This window comes from Cytophagales bacterium (assembly GCA_033344775.1).
Lineage (GTDB): Bacteria > Bacteroidota > Bacteroidia > Cytophagales > Cyclobacteriaceae > JAWPMT01.
Genome location: JAWPMT010000001.1, coordinates 215,067 through 234,076, shown reverse-complemented (window position 1 = coordinate 234,076; position 19,010 = coordinate 215,067). Strand labels below are relative to the sequence as shown.

Annotated in this window: 16 protein-coding genes; 4 read left to right on the top strand and 12 right to left on the bottom strand. The window is 43.1% G+C overall.

Going from position 1 to position 19,010, the window contains the following annotated elements; genetic code table 11:
* Position 1: 1 nt before the first annotated feature.
* The gene (gene mnmA, locus R8G66_00985) at positions 2 to 1,141 is read right to left on the bottom strand and encodes a tRNA 2-thiouridine(34) synthase MnmA (GenBank protein MDW3190905.1); all 1,140 of its coding nucleotides are present in this window, start codon (positions 1,139 to 1,141) and stop codon (positions 2 to 4) included.
* 313 nt (positions 1,142 to 1,454) lie between these two features.
* Between mnmA and R8G66_00980 the strand changes: the two genes are divergently transcribed.
* On the top strand, positions 1,455 to 2,069 hold the full coding sequence (locus tag R8G66_00980) for a hypothetical protein (protein MDW3190904.1): 615 nt from the start codon (positions 1,455 to 1,457) through the stop codon (positions 2,067 to 2,069).
* A gap of 18 nt (positions 2,070 to 2,087) precedes the next feature.
* Here R8G66_00980 and R8G66_00975 read toward each other — a convergent pair whose 3' ends face one another.
* The 3 genes from R8G66_00975 to R8G66_00965 form a co-directional block, all read right to left on the bottom strand.
* Positions 2,088 to 3,137 (bottom strand): hypothetical protein, encoded by a 1,050-nt coding sequence (locus R8G66_00975; protein MDW3190903.1) that lies wholly within the window; start codon positions 3,135 to 3,137, stop codon positions 2,088 to 2,090.
* Positions 3,138 to 3,216: 79 nt separating this feature from the next.
* Positions 3,217 to 4,206, bottom strand: coding sequence for an alpha/beta hydrolase (locus tag R8G66_00970; protein MDW3190902.1), 990 nt, complete (start codon positions 4,204 to 4,206; stop codon positions 3,217 to 3,219).
* Positions 4,207 to 4,227: 21 nt separating this feature from the next.
* A complete protein-coding gene (locus R8G66_00965; protein ID MDW3190901.1) occupies positions 4,228 to 5,961 on the bottom strand; it encodes a M14 family zinc carboxypeptidase in 1,734 nt (577 codons plus the stop codon).
* Positions 5,962 to 6,033: 72 nt separating this feature from the next.
* On the opposite strand from R8G66_00965, the gene R8G66_00960 reads away from it, so the two are divergent.
* From R8G66_00960 to R8G66_00950, 3 genes are all read left to right on the top strand, one after another.
* The gene (locus R8G66_00960) at positions 6,034 to 6,165 is read left to right on the top strand and encodes a hypothetical protein (GenBank protein MDW3190900.1); all 132 of its coding nucleotides are present in this window, start codon (positions 6,034 to 6,036) and stop codon (positions 6,163 to 6,165) included.
* 91 nt (positions 6,166 to 6,256) lie between these two features.
* On the top strand, positions 6,257 to 7,963 hold the full coding sequence (locus R8G66_00955; GenBank protein MDW3190899.1) for a GMC family oxidoreductase: 1,707 nt from the start codon (positions 6,257 to 6,259) through the stop codon (positions 7,961 to 7,963).
* Positions 7,964 to 7,966: 3 nt separating this feature from the next.
* Positions 7,967 to 8,560: a gluconate 2-dehydrogenase subunit 3 family protein gene (locus tag R8G66_00950; protein MDW3190898.1), complete on the top strand. Its 594-nt coding sequence runs from the start codon at positions 7,967 to 7,969 to the stop codon at positions 8,558 to 8,560.
* An 8-nt stretch (positions 8,561 to 8,568) separates the two neighbouring features.
* Here the strand turns inward: R8G66_00950 and R8G66_00945 are convergent, their stop codons facing one another.
* The 8 genes from R8G66_00945 to R8G66_00910 form a co-directional block, all read right to left on the bottom strand.
* Positions 8,569 to 11,163, bottom strand: coding sequence for an ABC transporter permease (locus R8G66_00945; GenBank protein ID MDW3190897.1), 2,595 nt, complete (start codon positions 11,161 to 11,163; stop codon positions 8,569 to 8,571).
* Between the two features lie 4 nt (positions 11,164 to 11,167).
* Positions 11,168 to 11,497 (bottom strand): helix-turn-helix transcriptional regulator, encoded by a 330-nt coding sequence (locus R8G66_00940; GenBank protein ID MDW3190896.1) that lies wholly within the window; start codon positions 11,495 to 11,497, stop codon positions 11,168 to 11,170.
* 139 nt (positions 11,498 to 11,636) lie between these two features.
* Positions 11,637 to 15,263: a M1 family aminopeptidase gene (locus R8G66_00935; GenBank protein ID MDW3190895.1), complete on the bottom strand. Its 3,627-nt coding sequence runs from the start codon at positions 15,261 to 15,263 to the stop codon at positions 11,637 to 11,639.
* 46 nt (positions 15,264 to 15,309) lie between these two features.
* Complete coding sequence (locus R8G66_00930) at positions 15,310 to 16,182, bottom strand: ABC transporter ATP-binding protein (protein MDW3190894.1); 873 nt, start codon at positions 16,180 to 16,182, stop codon at positions 15,310 to 15,312.
* Positions 16,183 to 16,351: 169 nt separating this feature from the next.
* Positions 16,352 to 16,987 carry an ABC-2 transporter permease gene (locus R8G66_00925; protein MDW3190893.1) on the bottom strand — a complete coding sequence of 212 codons (636 nt, stop codon included), beginning with the start codon at positions 16,985 to 16,987 and terminating at the stop codon, positions 16,352 to 16,354.
* Complete coding sequence (locus R8G66_00920) at positions 16,984 to 17,670, bottom strand: ABC-2 transporter permease (protein MDW3190892.1); 687 nt, start codon at positions 17,668 to 17,670, stop codon at positions 16,984 to 16,986. Before R8G66_00920 ends, R8G66_00925 begins: the two co-directional genes overlap by 4 nt.
* Positions 17,660 to 18,529, bottom strand: a complete 870-nt coding sequence (locus tag R8G66_00915; protein ID MDW3190891.1) for an ABC transporter ATP-binding protein — start codon at positions 18,527 to 18,529, stop codon at positions 17,660 to 17,662. The genes R8G66_00920 and R8G66_00915 overlap by 11 nt, the downstream gene beginning before the upstream one ends.
* Positions 18,522 to 18,899 carry a GntR family transcriptional regulator gene (locus R8G66_00910; protein MDW3190890.1) on the bottom strand — a complete coding sequence of 126 codons (378 nt, stop codon included), beginning with the start codon at positions 18,897 to 18,899 and terminating at the stop codon, positions 18,522 to 18,524. Before R8G66_00910 ends, R8G66_00915 begins: the two co-directional genes overlap by 8 nt.
* Positions 18,900 to 19,010 lie beyond the last annotated feature (111 nt).

The following is a 19,010-nucleotide window of genomic DNA, read 5'->3' as shown; positions in this document are numbered from 1 at the left end:
TTTACAACGTTTCAGCCTCGGTTTTATTGGCCTGTCGATGTTGATGAAAACTGGAATTGATCCAGCCACCACCGATCACATCATCGCCTTCATAAAAAACAGCTGCCTGCCCCGGAGCTATAGCAGAAACACCTTTGCCAAAGAAAACCTTCATCGTATCGCCCACTTGTTCAATGATCGCAGGAGATCCCTGATCATTGTACCGGACTTTGGTGATGGTTTCCAGCCGTTCTCCAGGAGGCAATGACTCATATTTCTGAAGCGTCAATTGATTGACGTACATGCCGTCCCTACTCAATTCATCGAATGTCCCGAGAACCACTCGATTTTTATCTTTCTGTATTTCAGTTACATATACTGGGTAACCTAAAGCTACTCCCAGTCCTTTCCGCTGGCCAACTGTATAGAAAGGATAGCCTTCATGCGTACCCACTACCGTTCCGTCTTCAAGCACAAACTCGCCTCCTTTGACCTGTTCTTCCAGTCCTTCTACCCTTCTTTTCAAGAATCCCCGGTAATCGTTATCCGGAACAAAGCAAATCTCGTAGGATTCGGATTTGGTGGCTAATTCATGAAACCCTCGATCAATGGCCATTTGTTTGATCTCCGTTTTCTTCATATCTCCCAGTGGAAATATGGTCCTACTTAGGCTTTGCTGTGAGATTCCCCACAAGGCGTATGATTGATCTTTATAGCCATCAAGCCCTTTGGAAACGACATACCTGCCGTTTTCTTCCCGGATCTTGGCGTAGTGCCCCGTAGCGATAAAGTCGCATCCGAGCTTATCTGCCCTTCTCAACAAGGCATCCCATTTGATGTGGGTATTACATAAAACACACGGATTGGGTGTTCTTCCCGCCAGGTATTCACCAGTGAAATGATCGATCACATAATCACCAAATTCATTTCGAATATCAATGATGTAATGTGGAAATCCGAGGTTTACAGCAATGTTTCTTGCGTCGTTGATTGAATCCAGACTGCAACAGCCAGTTTCTTTTTTGCTACCTCCGGAACTGGCATAGTCCCAGGTTTTCATGGTCATTCCGATGACCTCATAGCCTTGTTCGTGTAGCATTACTGCGGCTACCGAACTATCAATGCCGCCGCTCATGGCGACTAATACTCTTCCTTTACTCATGGCGCTTCGCCAGGTTCACAGCCTGGTTTACGATTAATTAATAATTCAACCTTGCATCGTCTTCTCGAGAATACTTTACCCTTAAAATAAAAGTAATTCGAAGCGATCTATAACGGTGCATATTAGACCTACTTAAAGATTGCTTCGATTCCTCGCAATGACGAGACAATGGGTCTTTTTCAGTGTGCAAATATAAATGAAGCCACCAAGGACCCGGTGGAATATCGATCAAATTGATGAATAGATCGATACATGTCGCTGCCGTAAGACAAAACTGGTTTTATTTGCGACCGGAAAACTTGATTGAACCACCATGGCCCTACAGACTTTTGTGAAGATCGGAAACATTTCTAACCTGAGTGACGCTCGCTACTGTGCCGGTATGGGGGTTAATATCTTGGGTTTTCCGTTGGATCCTTCTTCGGAAGAATCTATTTCACACGAAACATTTAAAGAGATCACTGAATGGATATCAGGAATTGATCTTGCTGGCGAGTTTGGAAATTCAAGCCTGGAAGAGATCAAGTTCTGCGTGGTTAGTTGTGACCTGCAAGTGATCCAAACAAAAAACATTGATTTAGTAGAAGCAGTTGCGGCCCTTGGCAAGACCGTGATTTTCAAAATGGAAGTTATTAGCAAATCCGATGTGACTTCCTTAAAATCCAAACTCTCCTACCTCGATGAATTGGTAAAATACGTATTGATCAGCTGCGAAGACACCTCACTTTTCGAGTCACTGGACGATTTCATTCGCTACTACAATGGTAATGTACTGATGATCAAAGGCTATGGCATCGATGAAACGAACTTTGAAGACATGGCCAAATTCCCGGGAATTGAGTTACAAGGCTCCCCTGAAGAACGACCAGGCTTCAAAGATTATGGCCGTGTGATGGATATCCTGGAAGAACTGGAAGAAGAGGATTAACCCTGCCTTTCTCTCGAATTAATCCCTAAAGTGTTTGATCAAAGCGACTGAGCGATCCTTGATCGTATTTTGAAAATTTACTTCGATGGATAACTCATTCACTCCGGTAACAGCAGCAATCTCCTTGATCCTGGCATTTTTGCCCTCACATGCATCCCAGAAATCAAGTATGGTTCTTATGCCTGCCTTTTGCAAGGATTTGTAGTCATCCTGAAATTCCATGATCAATTTGGCCTGGGCTACCCAATCCTGAAGCAATCGAATCGGAAAAGGTGTTTTGATGACTAGTATTAAGAAATCAAATTGGGCCAGGTTTTGCACATTGTCCACACCCACTTCATTGAGTCTTATTTTGTGCATTTCATTCATTCCCTCTATCATATCGAGAGAATAATTTTTGGCGGTTTCATCACCGCGCAACTGAAATTGTTTCACCTTACTCAACAATAGCTTGAAACCTCTTTCCGGAAAAACACCGGTAAGAAAGGCCAGGATCAAGATCGTTTCACCTGAAACAGACAATAACTCGGCTGACAATAGATAAGAGATCATCAAGGCAATGACCATCGACAAGATCATGCGAATGCCTACAGAAAAGAAATTACTGGGTGTAAGATCCACCGTAGCGTATCGCCGATAAATGTACTGTGCTGCAGTCAAAAACGATCCCAACAAGGCAAAAGCAACCACGGCTAATCCCCTTTTTTCTTCGGCAATTTCAGGTTCCATTTCCCAAAACGCACTTCCTGACCAAAGTATACTTCGAACATGGCCTTCGGAATCAGGATCATACAGTGTCCAGCCCATGAGCAAAAGAAACATACCTAAAAAAGTGATCACCGTGACAAAAACCAATGGAAGGACATAATCTCCCGGGGCAAATTCTTTGTTTAGGTTCTTCTTAAAATCAAAACCTCCTTGTTCTGATGCTTCCTGAAGCCTTTCTCCCAGGATCAATAATTCCTCTTGTTTCCGAGCCAGCCGAAACTTAAAGAAAGAAAAAGTTATGACCGGGAAATACGAAGCCAACGCTATCGTCCCGATCCATTCTAATAGGGTAGCTTCCATAAAACTAAATATACGATAATCACCTCATTGCTTAACTGTTTTGCAAGTTCCTTAAGGGTCAATAGAATGCCTATAAAACTCAATTGAGATCTTGATAATTGGCCAGAATGAAATCCGTGATCCAGGATTGGACACTGTCTTTCTGACTCGATGTGGCCCCTCTAAAAGCATGATCGACTCCTGGTAACACATGAAATTCATTTCCGATGCCAAGAGAATCGAACAAGTACTTTAGTTCTTCTGATTGCTCAATTGGAACGACAATATCCTTATTGCCATGAATCATCAAAACCGGTCCATGATTCGCTTCAAGATAGGTCACCGGAGAAAAGGCATTCATGACCTCCTGTGCCCGATCAGGATCTTCGTCAGGGTCAAAGCCAAATAACAGCACAGGCAAGTTTAATTGATCCTTAAGGCGACCCGGTAATTGGGCTATCATGGTTTTCAAACTATCGATGGCCTGACGATGATATAGCGTATTTAAGTTGCTAGGGCCATAAACATCTACGACACACGTAGGATGTAATTTCTTATGGTTCAATCCAAAGTCCGATGGTTCAGCGAAAGCCACCATCATGCCCAAATGGGATCCAGCAGATTCGCCGAAAATGGTTACGTTATTCAAGTCGAAATGGTAGGCCTCCGCGTTTTGTTGCACCCAGTCCATGGCATCAAATGAATCCACGATGTTTTGAGGGAAGGGTGATTCACCATTTCTTGCGAGCGTGTAGTCAGAACTTACAATGGCATATCCGGCATCACGTAAACTATTGAAGGCTTCATTAAACCGATTGTTATTGACTGATACTTTGTCCCCTCCGATCCACGCGCCTCCATGGATGAATACAACCACTGGGATGTTATCGTAAACATCCTCAGTTGGATAATAAACATCAAGCTTTTGATTCGAATTGAAAGGGATGTGATACTGTACTTCCCCATGAAGAAGCGGAGCATCATTGGACAGGAAGAAATAGGCTAGCCAGCCGGCAAATAATACGATCACGATCAATGATATTGTCAGTAAACGCTTCGTGAATCGCTTTGCCTTATCTCGTTTGCTCATTTTTTATGATCCCGGTAAAGTTTACTCCATCACCCTAAAGATAGGATAACGCAGGTATTCAGGTTCCCAATGATCAGAACGCCTGTAAATGAATTCCAGTTGTGCGTTGGCACTTTCTGCAAGCGTGGGATTCTCTTGTTTCGCAGCTTCCAACGATTGTTTGATCTCGGGATGCTCTTTCAGGATCTGTAAGGCATGATCTTCAAAGACATAAGAAGAGAAATGCTCCTTTTGTTGCAGGATCGCATCGAAGAAGTTCCAGGCAAAGAACGAATCAGGCGCTTCTGGTTCCAAAGTCTCTACGATGTATCGATTCCTCCATTGATTTACGGGAACCAAATAATCGCCTTTTCTAAATTTGAGCTGCATTTCCTTCGGAGCAACTTTGACGCCATAGTGTCGGTAATGTCCTTCATAAGCATTCCGGGCAGTTTGATAGTCTTCAATCATGTAGGCTTCCACCAATATCGTGGAATCGTTTTGGAGGCGTGTCATCTCGATTTGATTCAGTTCCAATCGTTTTAAGACCCGGCGCCATTGTTGAGGAATGAGGTAAAACTCAGGAGCAGTAATGACCTTGTTGGCCACATAATGATCTTTGAACGGTACTTCCTTTGTAAATGGCATAGTTCGGTCATATTTTAGTCGCATAAGACCGGATATCTCACTTGCGACATAAGTAGGTTCATAGCCACTGAATTCGATCATAGAATGACGACTCGTGTCGACGGTCCAGGAGATCTCAAATTCCTTTTGATTGGAGATGGATCGCTTCGTGGCTTCCCGCAATTTGATCAGCTCTTCTCCTTTTTCATCAAGGAAGGTCAACATGGTTTCCATGAGCGCATAGGTAGATTCTACCCTTGATTTGAAGGATTTGAGCATGTGTGTCTCACTCATATGGCCCATGGTGTGGAACAAGGCCGCATACCCTGTCGAATATCTAGGCCAATCAATGAACTGTGTCCACCCTTTATCGGGTGTTTGTCCCCAGGCATTCACATACGGTACGGCATCAAAACCACGCTCCTTCATCCCCTCGAAAGAATCAGGCAAAAACACTTCCTGAATGTACTTCCCTAATGCCCCTCCCATCTTATCCTTTTGTGAATTGACAAGGGTCATGACATGCTGGTAATCGGAACCATTGCTGACATGCGTATCCAGAAATAAGTCCGGGTCATACAACTGGAAAATCTCCATGAATGATTGCGCATTTCGGGTATCCGACTTGATGAAATCACGGTTCAAGTCATAATGTCGTGCATTGCCGCGAAAGCCATATTCATCTGGTCCATTTTGATTAACCCGGGTAGTTGAATTCCTGTTGAGGACACCACCAAGATTGTAAAAAGGAATGATAGCAATGGCTACTTTATCCAAAGCTTTTCTGTATTTCTTTTTGTTCTCCACCAGGTTTCTGGCAAACATTTGGCTGGCACTAACCCCATCAGGTTCTCCTGGATGGATGGCATTGTTGATTAACCAAACGGCTTTTCCTGATTGCTGCAAATCCGCAGGTGTTTTTTCATCCCCGGTATTGATGAGTACCACATGCAATGGTAGCCCAATGTCAGTTAGACCATGTTCAGAAATAGTGACCGCTTCATATTCATCAGCCAAAGCACGATAAAACGCCATGGCTTCCTCATAGGTAGCTGTTTCGGTAAATTCCGATAACTCGTAGCGTGTTTTTAATTGTGCGCTTGCGGAAAAGCAGACCACCATAACGATGATCAGTGAAAGGACTCTCATGCAGATTTATTTTCGCCAATGATAGAAAGGAACATCTTCTCAATCAAGATGAATATTTTAATTGGTTAGGATATGAATAAAATAATCGCTCTTTGGGCATTTAGATCATTCGAGCTTAGTCGTATAGATGATTCGGCCCTGGTCGGTATACTCTTTACTACCATAGATAATTACGGTAGAATAGCCAGTATCTATAACCGCTAATTGATTTATGATATAGCTTTTTGCAAGATCACTTACGATTTTGCAATCCATCGACTTTTGCAGTAATTTCTGCCAGCATTAACCAAAAAACATGGCAAATTTCAACATTGACGCCAAACGCGACATGACTTACGATGCAATTGTCATCGGGTCTGGGATCAGTGGCGGCTGGGCGGCCAAGGAACTCTGTGAAGGCGGCCTCCAAACCCTGGTACTTGAACGTGGCAGAATGGTGGAACACATCAAAGACTACACCACCATGAACCTGGATCCCTGGGACATGAAATACCGCGGTGCGCTACCAACGGAACTACAAAAAAAGCATTACAAAGCCGGGAGAACGGGTTTTATCGGTGAGGATACGGAGCATTTCTGGGCCAATGACGAGGAAAACCCTTATACAGAAGTTAAGCCCTTCATGTGGGCCCGAGCGCATCAAATGGGTGGTCGATCGCTTTTGTGGGGCAAGCAGACCTATCGTTGGAGTGACCTGGATTTTGAGGCGAATGCCAAGGATGGTTATGGCGTTGATTGGCCCATTCGGTATAAAGACATTGAGCCCTGGTATACCTACGTGGAGAAGTATGCCGGGATCAGCGGGGAAGCATTGGGGTTGCCACAACTTCCTGATAGTCATTTTCTTCCGCCCATGGAGTTGAACTGCGTGGAAAAGGAAGTGAAGCAACGGATCGAAAAAGATTTTCCAGGAAGGAACATGATCATCGGTCGTGTGGCACATCTGACACAACCCCACAATGGCCGGGGACAGTGCATGTATCGCAACCGATGTGGACGTGGTTGTCCCTATGGCGCTTACTTCAGTAGCAATAGCGTAACACTGCCCGCGGCTAATGCAACCGGAAATTTGACCATGCGTCCTTACTCCATTGCACAATCCCTCATTTACGATGAGGAAACCGGCAAGGCCACCGGTGTTCGCATCATCGATTCGGAATCCGGAGAAATGATGGAATACTATGCCAAAATCATCTTTTGCAATGCATCAACGCTGAGTACGACGCAGATTCTCCTTAATTCTACTTCAGATCGATTTCCCGATGGGCTGGGTAATGACAGTGGAGAGTTAGGACATAACCTCATGGATCACACCTATCGCACAGGTGCAATGGGCACTTTCGAAGGATTTGAAGACCAATACTACAAAGGTCGAAGACCCAATGGCATTTATATTCCACGCTATTGGAACATAGATGACAAAACCCAATCGGACAAGTTTGTACGTGGATTTGGGTACCAGGGAGGTGCAGGACGTGATGGCTGGGGAGCCGGCGCCAATCAAGAGGCTTTTGGCGCGGATTTCAAGGATGGCCTGATGAAGCCTGGTCCGTGGCAGTTCTTCATTACCGGATTCTCTGAATGTCTGCCTTATCATGAGAATAAAGTAACCCTGGACAAAGAAAGTACCGATAAATGGGGTCAGCCTACCCTGGCCATCGATTGTGAGTTCAAGGACAATGAAAAAGCCCTGAATTTACAAGCGCGCTTAGACGCTAAAGAAATGCTGGAGCAGGTGGGATTAACCAATATTGTGGATTTTGACAATGAACATGAGCCCGGATATGGCATACATGAAATGGGCACTGCCCGGATGGGAAAAGATCCAAAGACATCCGTACTTAATGCGACCAATCAGGTCCATGCTGTGAAGAACGTCTTTGTGACCGATGGTGCTTGCATGACGTCTTCCTCTTGTGTCAACCCCTCTTTGACTTACATGGCCATTACGGCAAGAGCCGCTGATCATGCCATTTCTGAACTTAAAAAACGAAACCTCTGAGCCATGAACAGAAGAAAAGCCATTCAAAAAACTGCTTCGCTTGCTGGAGCTACGGCCCTAACCCCCACATTATTATCGCTGCTTCAATCATGTCAAAGTAATCCAACGATGGATTGGACTCCTGCCATTTTGAATAAAGATCAGGCGAGATTAGTCAGTGCATTGGTGGATACCCTCCTTCCGAAAACAGATACGCCCGGAGCACTGGAACTGAAGGTGGATCAATTCATCGATCTGGTGATTGTCAATATCTTCGATGAAGATGGACAACAAGGTATGTTGACACAGCTTGATGCCTTCAATGCCAAATGTCAACAGGAAAAAGACGACCTATTTGCCGATCTATCCGCTGAAGACCGTGCTGAGGTATTGCGAAAGGAAGAACGAGAAAGCCCTAAATACAATGGCAAGATCTGGGGAACAGCCGTGGGAGAACAAGAGCCAGTAGGCTTTTATAGAAGCTTCAAATCACTGGCTTTGTGGGGCTATTTCTCATCTGAGGCCATCGGTAAGGAGGTCTTGAGCTACGATCCTATTCCTGGGATGTATCAGGGTTGCATTCCATTGGAGGATGTTGGGAATACGTGGAGTTTATGATCCAGGTCTCATTCTTCCGATAAGCTTTCAACCGGGTTCTTTCTTGCGGCGTTCAAAGCTATGGAAGTAATCACACTGACGACAATAAAACCGGCGGCTACTGTAGCCAGGATAAATGGTTTAGGTCCAAGTGGAATCCGGTAGTAAAAAGTACTCAACCATTCCGTCAAAAAGTAAATACAAACAGGAATCGCAAGTGCGATGGATAACCCCATCATCAGAACATAAGATCGGGTCATCATGCTCCACAATTGCTGCACAGTAGCTCCCAATACTTTGCGCACTGCCATCTCCTTTTGCCTGGATAGTACATAGTGCAGTATCAAACCGATCTGACCCAGACAAGTCAGTATGATAGCGATCAGGGTCAAACTAGTGACTAATTTCCCCTGGTTGGTCTCTTGTAAGTATCGTTGTTTGAAATGATCTTCAAAAAAACTTGCATCTATCACCCATTCCGGATCAATTTTACCTACTTCTGTTTCTACCGCTTCAATCGCATTTACGGCTTCTTCGATAGGTACTTTCATTACCAGAAATTTATAATTCATCCATTCATAAGGCTGGAATTGGAACAAGGCCGGACTGATCTTTTCCCGGAATGAGTCGAAATGAAAGTCCTTTGCAATGCCGATGATCTTTCCTTTTTTGGGTTCATCACTCCCAAAATACAAGGTTTGACCAATGGCTCTCTCATACGAATCAAAACCAAGCATGGTGGCACATGTTTCATTGATCACATAACCGCCATCGATATCGGATTGTAAGTCACCATTCAACATCCTTCCAGCCAACAACTGATAAGACATGACCTCCGGGTAGTCCTCTGTAATCACAAAGTTTTCCGTTTGAACGGGTGTGTCTTCGAGGCTTCGCCGAACCGGCCAGCTATCACCATAGAAACTGGGTACGTGGGAACTTGCGCCTGTCGCCAGAATACTTGGGTACGCTTCCAGAGCGGCCTGTAAGACCTTCATGTCTTCACTTAGGCTTTTATTGATGGGTACAACGATACGTTCTTCTTCGCCCAGGTCCAACCTGGATTCCAAAAAATGCAACTGCTCGTACATCACCATGCTACTGACCATCAAAATGAAGGTTGCGAGATATTGAAAGATCAGAAAATAGGACTTTGTACGTCGCTGGCCAGCCTTACTTAAGCCGTTTTGAGCTTGTCTGGCAACATCTAATGATGCAAGCTTGATAGCTGGAATGATACCCGCAATCAAGGTAACACCTACGATCAGTACACACGTCGACATAAGCGATACGGGCTGTAAGATTTGGTTCATTTCAAAGGAGGTCACCGCTAATTCATTGAAATACGGGAGTATGCCCATCATTACGGCGTAGGCCAGTATCATGGCAATGACCACCATCATGAATGATTGAAACAGGAACTGGAACAGCAGCTGCGTTTTCCCAGCACCAATTACCTTTCGAACACCAACTTCTTTGATCCGTGTGAGGTACCGGCTGGAAGTAAGGTTGGCAAAATTCATGATACTGATTAACAAGATCAGTCCTATCACTATGCCAAAAACGACCAAATCTTTGAAACTTCTGTTCAGTGAATTCTCATTGTATAGCCCTTCGTAGAAATGCACATCCACCAAAGGGATCAATCGAAAGTCATAACCACCACGCTCCAATTCAGAAACGTATTTATCCTTGAGTTGTGTCAATTTACGTTGCAATGGATTTGCCTTACTTTCATCATTAAGCAGTAGGTACGTATAATTGCCAGGCATTTGCCTCCAAAGTGTTTCAATAACGGGATAAAGCTGATGAAGCGTCTCATAGGACAAGATAATATCAACCTGGATTTGTGAATTGGCAGGCATGTCCTGATAGACTCCCGTGACCGTGGCGTTATAAGAGCCATCTGCTCCTATTATCAGCTGTTTTCCAATAGGGTTTTCGTCTTTAAAGTACTTTTTGGAAAGTGTTTCACTGATGACGACCTGATGATGATCTTTCAAGGCCGATGCAGGGTTTCCCAGTAAAAGTGGAAAATCAAATACCTGAAAGAAATCTTCATCGGCTAGTTTGATCTTTTCAAAAAATGCCTTGTCTTCATATTTTACCGGCATCCTACCGGCACTAGCAAAGCGGGTCATGGCTAACACTTCTGGATAATCCTCTTTGATTGCCGGACCTACCGGGTAAGGCGTAGTAGCATATGACCCCATGTCCATGTATTGATCAAATGAAACTCTGTAGATACGGTCTTTCTTCGAATGAAATTGATCAAATGACAATTCGGTGTTGGCATACCAGACGAATAGCAAAGTCAGGCTGAATCCAATACAAAGGCTCAACGCATTGAGCAAGGAATAAACACCATCTCTTCTTAGGAACCTGACAGTCTGTATGAAGGAAATCGTCCCGACTGGCCAGTTGATTTGGACCGTCTTCATGTTCATCCGACGCATGGACCGGAGTACATTCCAATAAAAGAAAAACTTTGCCTTGTAAACAGAGGTCTTTGATCGTTTCTGGAACATTTCATGGAGATCCCCTTCGATTTCATCCAGGCTTTCTTCTTTACAAAACCAATGCAAAAAACGCAGTGGCCATTTAGGAGGATTATGTTTTGACATCTGATCAGGTATTAGGGAAATTGATGGAAGGAATCTGCTGGTAAATGCTCGTCCGTAAGTCATGAGAATGGTCCAATGCCTTTTTTCCCAGGGCTGTAACGACGTAATACTTCTTTCTGCGACCACCTCGTTCCTCTGTGATACCTCCATAACTGGATTGCACAAAGCCTTTGGTTTCCAGTCGCTTAAGCGCTACGTGTATTGCACTGATGTTGATCTTCTTCTGGGTATGATCTGTTAGAAACTCATGTATGGAGACACCATATGCTTCATCATGTTGTGCTGCGACCGTAAGCAACACCAATTCTTCAAACTCTCCTAGTTGATAGGCCATTCCATTTTATTTACTTAACAAATATAGATATAATTATTTATTCCACATTTGTTAAGGTTATGAAATGAATTAATTCACTTACAAGATTCATAAAGAGTTCATTTGTTAATTGAACCATCTTAATAAGCTGATTGTCTGTTCAATGAATCTCCATCCTATTATCCTCCGATTCCCGGTCTATCAATTTGTGATATGGATCTATCCCTACTTCTGAAGGTTGCTGATCAACTATTATTGAAATGGAATTTGAAATAGTCTGGACTTTGCGTTTAGCTAAGTATATCTCCTTTCCTTCAGCATCAAAAATCCCGACATCAACATAGTCCGCCAGATTCATGGATACTTGTGATTCTTGTTCACCTTCTGCTTGGTAGGATAACATGTCATCTGATAACAGCTGATTCCCTTTCTCGTCACACCGATACTTACTTGTCAGGAATTCAATGTCCACTTGCCAAGTACCATCCTCAAGCTCATGCGTTTCAGCTTTTATGATTTTATTATCATACAAGGTGATGTGCTCAAACATATCCGAGATCAGGTATTGCAGGGAATCAGGAGCTGCTGATTTAAGAAATTGTACCAGTTCCAGTGAGGTCGTATATGGTGCTTCCTGAAACTGTACCTTTTTCACATATCTGCTTAATGCCTGATTGAGGTTTTGTTCTCCCAGATAATCGCTTAACGCATAAAGCACCACTGATGCTTTTGAGTAGCGTAAGTAAGATTGGTTGTCTTCATAAATCAGTGGATTCTCCCCTTTCTTATCCCTTCCTCTTCCTCTTAGGTACCTATCAGTAGCATATTTAAGGTACTTCTGGGTTTTGCCGATCCCATATTCCTTTTCCAGTACCTTCAGACGGACATAATCCGCTAGCCCTTCTGCAAGTACACCGGAACCCTTCACGTCGGCACCAATGACCTGATGGGCCCACCATTGATGCGCCATTTCATGAACTGTCACATCAAAAGCATAGTCCACACCACCTTCTTCGGAATCATCAACATCCGCAATGAAACCCCTGCCTTCTGAAAATGGGATGGTATTGGGATAAGCCTGGGCGAAATCACCGAAGGTTCTCGGAAACTCAATCACACGCGCTTGTCGATGCTGATAAGGGCTGAAATTGGCAGAACAGTACTCCAGAGCTGCTTTCATTCCATTCATCATCCGTTCAAGGTTATAGTCATGGCCTGTGTGGTAGTAGATTTCAAGATTTACACCGTTCCATTGATCCCTTTTGACTTCATATCGTGCTGAATTAAATGAATAGATGTTCAGCATTTTGCTATCCATCTTATAGTGAAAGAACCTGCGACCATTTGCAATCCATTCTTTTTGCAAGTATCCTGGTGCAATGGCTATCTGATCTTCGGAAGTACTGACTGTTGTTTCAAAATCAATCCAATCTGAATCCCTTGAGATCATATGATTGCCCAGTGCAGTCATATCGGATGGTAGCGGTGATGAATTAAATTCAGGTAAACCGTACTTTTTGCGAACTTCATTGTCTTCCAATCCACCCCCTGGATATCCCAGGAATGGCATCAATTTGAAGTTGTTGAGGAATGTTCCGTTTGCCAGAATTGGCGAATGTTGACTCAAAAAAGTATTTGGTTTATTCCAGATGGTAAAGGTTAGTTCCAGGCTATCTCCAGGCTGTAAAGGCTTTTCAAGCTGGTAAATATTGAATCGATAAAGGGTATCCTCTATTGCGATATTGGTCTGGTTTAATTCAAATCGGCTATAAAAATCACTGTATTTAAGAAAAATGGTATCGATGGCCACCGAAGACTTATTGACCATGGAATAAGTGCCTTGCATCTTGAAATCCTGCATTTCCGGGTAAATGTCCAGATTCGTTTTTACGGATAATACCCTAGGTTGAATGGCCCCTTTGTATTGGCCGTATTTTAGCTCCCATTGTGCCTGTATTTGTTCTTTTTCTTTTGATGACACCCAGGGATTAGCAATATTATCTTCATAATAGATCCTGAATCCCATCCCAAAAAAAACTAATAACAGGATCACAAAAACAGTCTGCGTTTTTCTATCAAACCTGGCTCGCATCATCCTAAAGCGTTCGGAAAAGGATTGAGAGAACCCTCGATCCATTAATAATCCTGCTCCTATCAGAAGTGTTGACCCGGCGAGCAGCCAGTAGAGGATGTAGCTGTAAAAAGCAGCCAGCCAGTTCCCAAAGCCATTCATGTCGGAATATGGAGTTCCGGGGCCTCTCCCATAGACAAATACATCCTGTTCCACACCAATCATTCGCAACAAAGGTGTACCGAGTCCGAGCAGTAATACCAATAGCACAAAAGTTCCCAGATAAGGATTTCTTACCAGTGTTTGAATGAAAAAAGCCAACAACGCCCATATGATAAACTGCCAAAGGTCGGTTCCCAATAATCCAAATAAATACAGGCCAATCTCAAAGTGATAGTAACCCTGGTACAATTGAAAGCCAATGCCGGCTGTCATGATGACCATCAACAGGATGACCTGCATTTTGATAATCGCCAGGAACTTAGACCCAAGTAAGGTCCAATTCGGAACAGGTGAAATGTCAGTAAGTTGAAGGATGTTTGCTGCTCGGGCCCGCTGCAAAAGCATTCCTGAATAGAGGAACGTACACATGATCATCGAGAATTGGAACTCCTCACTGTAACGCAGCATTTTCCAGGTAACTGGTAGCATGGCCGTTTCCCTAACCATACCTGATTTTACATGGTCCTCCAGCAACATCGTTAGTCCAAATAAGGTGAATATGATGAAGGGCCAACTGCGAACAATATATTTCAGATCAACGTTGGATAGCCTCCACAGCACTTTCACGTTTTGAAGGAAAGAATAATCATGTACTACCTGAGGAAGTCGCACCTGAATGACACCTCCTAAATTCCTGTTAGAAGATGGTTCACTGCCACTTTTTTTAGAAACGAATGATATCCCCTGTTGGCCAAAATCGAAGTAGGCATAAACAATTCCCGAAATCAACATGGCCACCGATAGCCACAACAGTCGATTGTACAGGATGAGTCCTTTAAACGGTAACAAACTTTCATTCAACTCTGCTGCAGTCCAATACTGCGTATAATAATCGGTAGCAGATGCACCAAACACATCCAGGTAAGCAGCCAGGATTCTTGTCTCCGGATCCAACAACATGACATTGGTAACGCCTTGAATAAGTGCCAATACAATCACCGTCACAAAACCCGCTACAATGTTTCGGGTAAAGACCACCACTGCAAATACAATCAATCCAAATAGCAAGACATTGGGCAAGACATAAACCAGGTAGGCTTGTATATATGGAATCGGATTAAATGCTGAAACAATCGCTCCGTTTGTGCCAGGCAGGCGAAACCCTATGGTCATTCCCAGGCCTATAAACAGCACAATGAAACTCACGATCAGCAAAGAACTAAGGAATTTGGCCGATAAGTAGTGGGATTTCGTAAAAGGATAAGCATACAAGATGGTATACATTTCGCTTTTAAAATCCCTATAAACAGAAACGCCAATTATCGAAGGAAAAAGAAAAAAGATCAGGGTAGCAAGCGTATTGAAGATCTTGTTGATTTCGGATGGTGAGTTTACAATCTTCAAGGAACCAACGGTGGAGCTAACCTCATCGAAAATCCCGGCAGAAATCGAAGCAATAAGTAATGCGGCAACGAAGAAGATGGAAGAGTAAATATAAAATACTGGCTTTCTCAGCCAATAAGACAGCTCATGCTTGAATATTGTATAAAACATCTGGATTGCTTTTGGTGTGTGGAAATGAGATGGAATTGGATCGGACTTATTCCTGTTTTAGGGTGTGGAAATACACATCCTCAAGTTGGGGAGTTGCGGTGGTGAACTGATCTGAAGGCCTGTTTTCAGAATGAACCCTAATGTTTAGACCATTGTCTTCATTGTAATTTGAGGAAAGTACCTGATAGTTGGCCTCCATTTGTCCTAATTCTGTCCTACTAATGGTTGTGGTCCAAATTTTCCCCTCAAATGCCGCAGTGGCCTCTCTGGGCGTATTGTGTCGCAATATGCGACCGCCATTCAAAATCGCCATGTCTGTACAAAGCTCTTTTACATCATCTACGATGTGTGTGGAGAAGATCACGGTATTAGTCGTTCCAATTTCCCGAATGACATTCAAGAACCGATTTCTCTCTGTGGGGTCAAGTCCGGCGGTAGGTTCGTCTACAATGATCAGTTTGGGGTTATTCAGCAATAACTGAGCAATACCGAAACGCTGCTTCATTCCCCCGGAATAGCCTGACACGCGTTTCTTTCGCACATCATACAGATTGGTAATTTCAAGTGCTTCCTGCACCAACTTTCTTCTGTCCGATTTGGACTTCACCCCTTTCAACGTGGCCAGGTAATCCAGCAAATCCTCTGCAGAAATCTTTGGATAAACGCCAAACGATTGAGGTAAATATCCAAGTCCTTTTCTGAGTGCGATCTGATCTCTCAAGACATTGATTCCATTGAAAGTGATCTCTCCTGAATCAGGCTTTTGTAGTGTGGCAATGGTACGCATCAGGGTAGATTTTCCCGCACCATTTGGGCCAAGCAGGCCAAACATGCCGGTCCCTATTTCGAGGTTGAGATCATTGATGGCCTTTACGCCATTGGAATACGTTTTTGTTAGATTTTCGATTTTGAGTTTCATATTTTGATGGTTTAAAAAGTCAAACAAGGAATAAGTCCGGGACTACTTCAGAGATGACTGGTGGCAATAGTCCGGGTTCGAAGTAAAGGTTGATGGAATCAGTCTATATTTTACATATAGCTGATCATAAATTTGAGCAGACTTCTAGTATGATATCCGTAGTTGCTTATTACAAATTTTTCTTCTTATAATAATTTTTAGTGGTCCAAACGGACAAGATTAGTATCAATGCAGTGGCAAACGTGAACAGTATCAGGTGCTTCGGATCTCCCTGAATATAATCATTCAAAAAGCCTGATTGGGGTGAAACACTCGTCCATATCATAACAGGAAGGACGAAGATGATTACGGAAACAACCATGTTCACCCGATAAAAGACGAGGTAGTAAATCGAAAGCTGAAAAACTCCATAAACCAGCGCAAACAATAAGAGGTAACCATCAGTATAGACAGGATCCTGATGGATCACAGTCGTCAGCGCATTGAAAACAATAAAGTGCAAAATGGTATTCAGAAAGACGATGATCAATGAAGTACCAAATCGAGCGAACACGATTTCTGTCCTGGTAACTGGCAAACTAGCGGTGTGCATTCTTATGACACTACCGGATTGTTCCATGGCAAAAGAGCCGATCACCACCATGATAATGTTACCGATTCCTGACGTGAATATGCCTAAGGTATTGGTGTTGATAAAAGTGATGAACATGCTCACGATCAACATAAAACAAGAAAGTGCAAGTATGTTGACCTTATAAGCGCTTAAGTCCCTCTGAATGAGTTGTATAATGGCAGTTTTGTTCATAGGTCTTTGTTTTTATAGGCGTTCATTGAAATGAGCATGGAGCTGCCCAAAATCAAGAGATACAGGGCGATTAATTCAGTAAAGATTAATCCGGTCGGTTGTTGGGTAATTTTTAGGAATAAAGCTTTCCAAGCGTCATTGTTGTTGATCAGGGTGATGGTCAGAATGGTCAATATGATGAAAGCAATCAGCGCGAATCCATACATCAGGCCTCCTTTGATGGCCCCAAACACAAAATGAAATGGAAAAGAAAAGGCATCAGACAGGGTAAGAAGCAACCCCATAACGATCCACATATCCGGTCGATACAAGATGCCATTTTCACTACGGACTACTTCATTTGACACCAGATGAACAATGCTCCAATGCACCATTAATGCTAAAAAGATCATCATTATGGATGACAGGTACCTTGCCAGTACCATTTGCATTCTATTGACTGGCAAACCAGCGATCAATTTATCAGCACTGACTTCCGTTTCAGTGATGATAAACAGTTTAGTTGCCATGGTAGTGCTTATTAATATCACCAGTAAATAGACTTCAGACTCCACCTTACCTTCTGTTATAATGGATAGATTAAAACCAACACTGATGGATATCAAAATAGCAAATAACAAAAGCAAATAACCAGTATTCGCTCTGAAGTCTTTGATGACCAATTTCAGTATGTTATTGCCCATTTTTAGTCTTAAGGTTGTTGAAAAACATGATGTCTTCCAGCGTTGCTTTATCATAAACAGCTTGTTCCCCAAACACGTCTCTTGCGCGCTTTAAATCAGCAGTCAGTCCTTCAAAACCATAGTCACTGCTCCTCACTGCTACCATGGTTTTTCGGGTATCACGGTCCAGCAGATCGTTCCCTCCTTTTACCAGCGCATACTGTTCATAAACTTCATCTTTTGTTTTGGAGAATACTACCTGACCATTGTTCACATAGGTGATGTAATCTGCAGCCTGCTCTATATCAGTGGTCACATGTGACGAAAAAAGGATGGATTTATTTTCGTCCTGAATCAGCTCGCGCAAAAGGTCAAGTAGCTCCCTTCGGACGACCGGATCCAGTCCGGAAGTAGGTTCATCCATGATGATAAAATCAGCATGATGCGAAAGCGCAATGGCAATGGAGGCTTTCATGGTCATCCCTCTTGAAAACTTCTTCAATGCCTGATTCAGGGGTAATCCAAAACGGTCAACCAGATCATAAAACACCTGATCGTCCCAATTTTCGTAGAATGGTGCTATGACATTCTTGAGCCTTTTCAGGTTCAGATGAGCATAAAAATTAGGCGTATCGTAAACAAAACCAATGCGTTTTTTTATGGCTACTTCATCCTGTTGATGGTCCATCCCAAAGACTTTGATCTCCCCTTCCTGCTTCATCACCAGGTTCATGATGGCCTTGATGATGGTTGTCTTACCTGCCCCATTTGGTCCGATCAGGCCCATGATGTACCCACTTGGTAAATTGAAAGAGATCTTATTGAGGCTAAAGCCTTTATAGTATTTAGAAAGGTTTGATATTTCTAACGTATTAGTCATTGTCATTAAATAAGATGTTCAACATTTCCTGAAGCTCCTCCAGGCTTATTCCCATTTTTTGAGCTTCGGTTACCATGTGTACCATTTGATCTTCGATAGACTTCATCTTCTTTTCCCGAAGCAGGTCTTTGTTCTGTATGGCGACAAAAGTTCCTTTACCTCCCACGGTATCGATGAAACCCTCTTTTTCCAATTCTTCGTAGGCACGTTTGGTTGTGATCACACTGATATGAAGTTCCAAAGCCAATTTTCTTATTGATGGCAATGAATCTCCTTCTTTCAAATCCCCTGAGATGATCTGGGATTTGATCTGCTTCCCTATTTGTTCATAAATAGGTTCTGGTGACGCATTTGAGATAACTATTTTCATAGAGAGATCACAAAATGTAATTAATGTACATAGTGTATATACTGTATATATACGCAATGATAAATATTTTGTTGAGAATTAAAAAACTGAACCTTAAAATGTGCAACTTCG

Bases quoted from the DNA above. Each gene is read 5' to 3' on its own strand.
- mnmA (MDW3190905.1), bottom strand. From the start codon at position 1,141: ATGAGTAAAGGAAGAGTATTAGTCGCCATGAGCGGCGGCATTGATAGT.
- R8G66_00980 (MDW3190904.1), top strand. From the start codon at position 1,455: ATGGCCCTACAGACTTTTGTGAAGATCGGAAACATTTCTAACCTGAGT.
- R8G66_00975 (MDW3190903.1), bottom strand. From the start codon at position 3,137: ATGGAAGCTACCCTATTAGAATGGATCGGGACGATAGCGTTGGCTTCG.
- R8G66_00970 (MDW3190902.1), bottom strand. From the start codon at position 4,206: ATGAGCAAACGAGATAAGGCAAAGCGATTCACGAAGCGTTTACTGACA.
- R8G66_00965 (MDW3190901.1), bottom strand. From the start codon at position 5,961: ATGAGAGTCCTTTCACTGATCATCGTTATGGTGGTCTGCTTTTCCGCA.
- R8G66_00960 (MDW3190900.1), top strand. From the start codon at position 6,034: ATGAATAAAATAATCGCTCTTTGGGCATTTAGATCATTCGAGCTTAGT.
- R8G66_00955 (MDW3190899.1), top strand. From the start codon at position 6,257: ATGGCAAATTTCAACATTGACGCCAAACGCGACATGACTTACGATGCA.
- R8G66_00950 (MDW3190898.1), top strand. From the start codon at position 7,967: ATGAACAGAAGAAAAGCCATTCAAAAAACTGCTTCGCTTGCTGGAGCT.
- R8G66_00945 (MDW3190897.1), bottom strand. From the start codon at position 11,163: ATGTCAAAACATAATCCTCCTAAATGGCCACTGCGTTTTTTGCATTGG.
- R8G66_00940 (MDW3190896.1), bottom strand. From the start codon at position 11,497: ATGGCCTATCAACTAGGAGAGTTTGAAGAATTGGTGTTGCTTACGGTC.
- R8G66_00935 (MDW3190895.1), bottom strand. From the start codon at position 15,263: ATGTTTTATACAATATTCAAGCATGAGCTGTCTTATTGGCTGAGAAAG.
- R8G66_00930 (MDW3190894.1), bottom strand. From the start codon at position 16,182: ATGAAACTCAAAATCGAAAATCTAACAAAAACGTATTCCAATGGCGTA.
- R8G66_00925 (MDW3190893.1), bottom strand. From the start codon at position 16,987: ATGAACAAAACTGCCATTATACAACTCATTCAGAGGGACTTAAGCGCT.
- R8G66_00920 (MDW3190892.1), bottom strand. From the start codon at position 17,670: ATGGGCAATAACATACTGAAATTGGTCATCAAAGACTTCAGAGCGAAT.
- R8G66_00915 (MDW3190891.1), bottom strand. From the start codon at position 18,529: ATGACTAATACGTTAGAAATATCAAACCTTTCTAAATACTATAAAGGC.
- R8G66_00910 (MDW3190890.1), bottom strand. From the start codon at position 18,899: ATGAAAATAGTTATCTCAAATGCGTCACCAGAACCTATTTATGAACAA.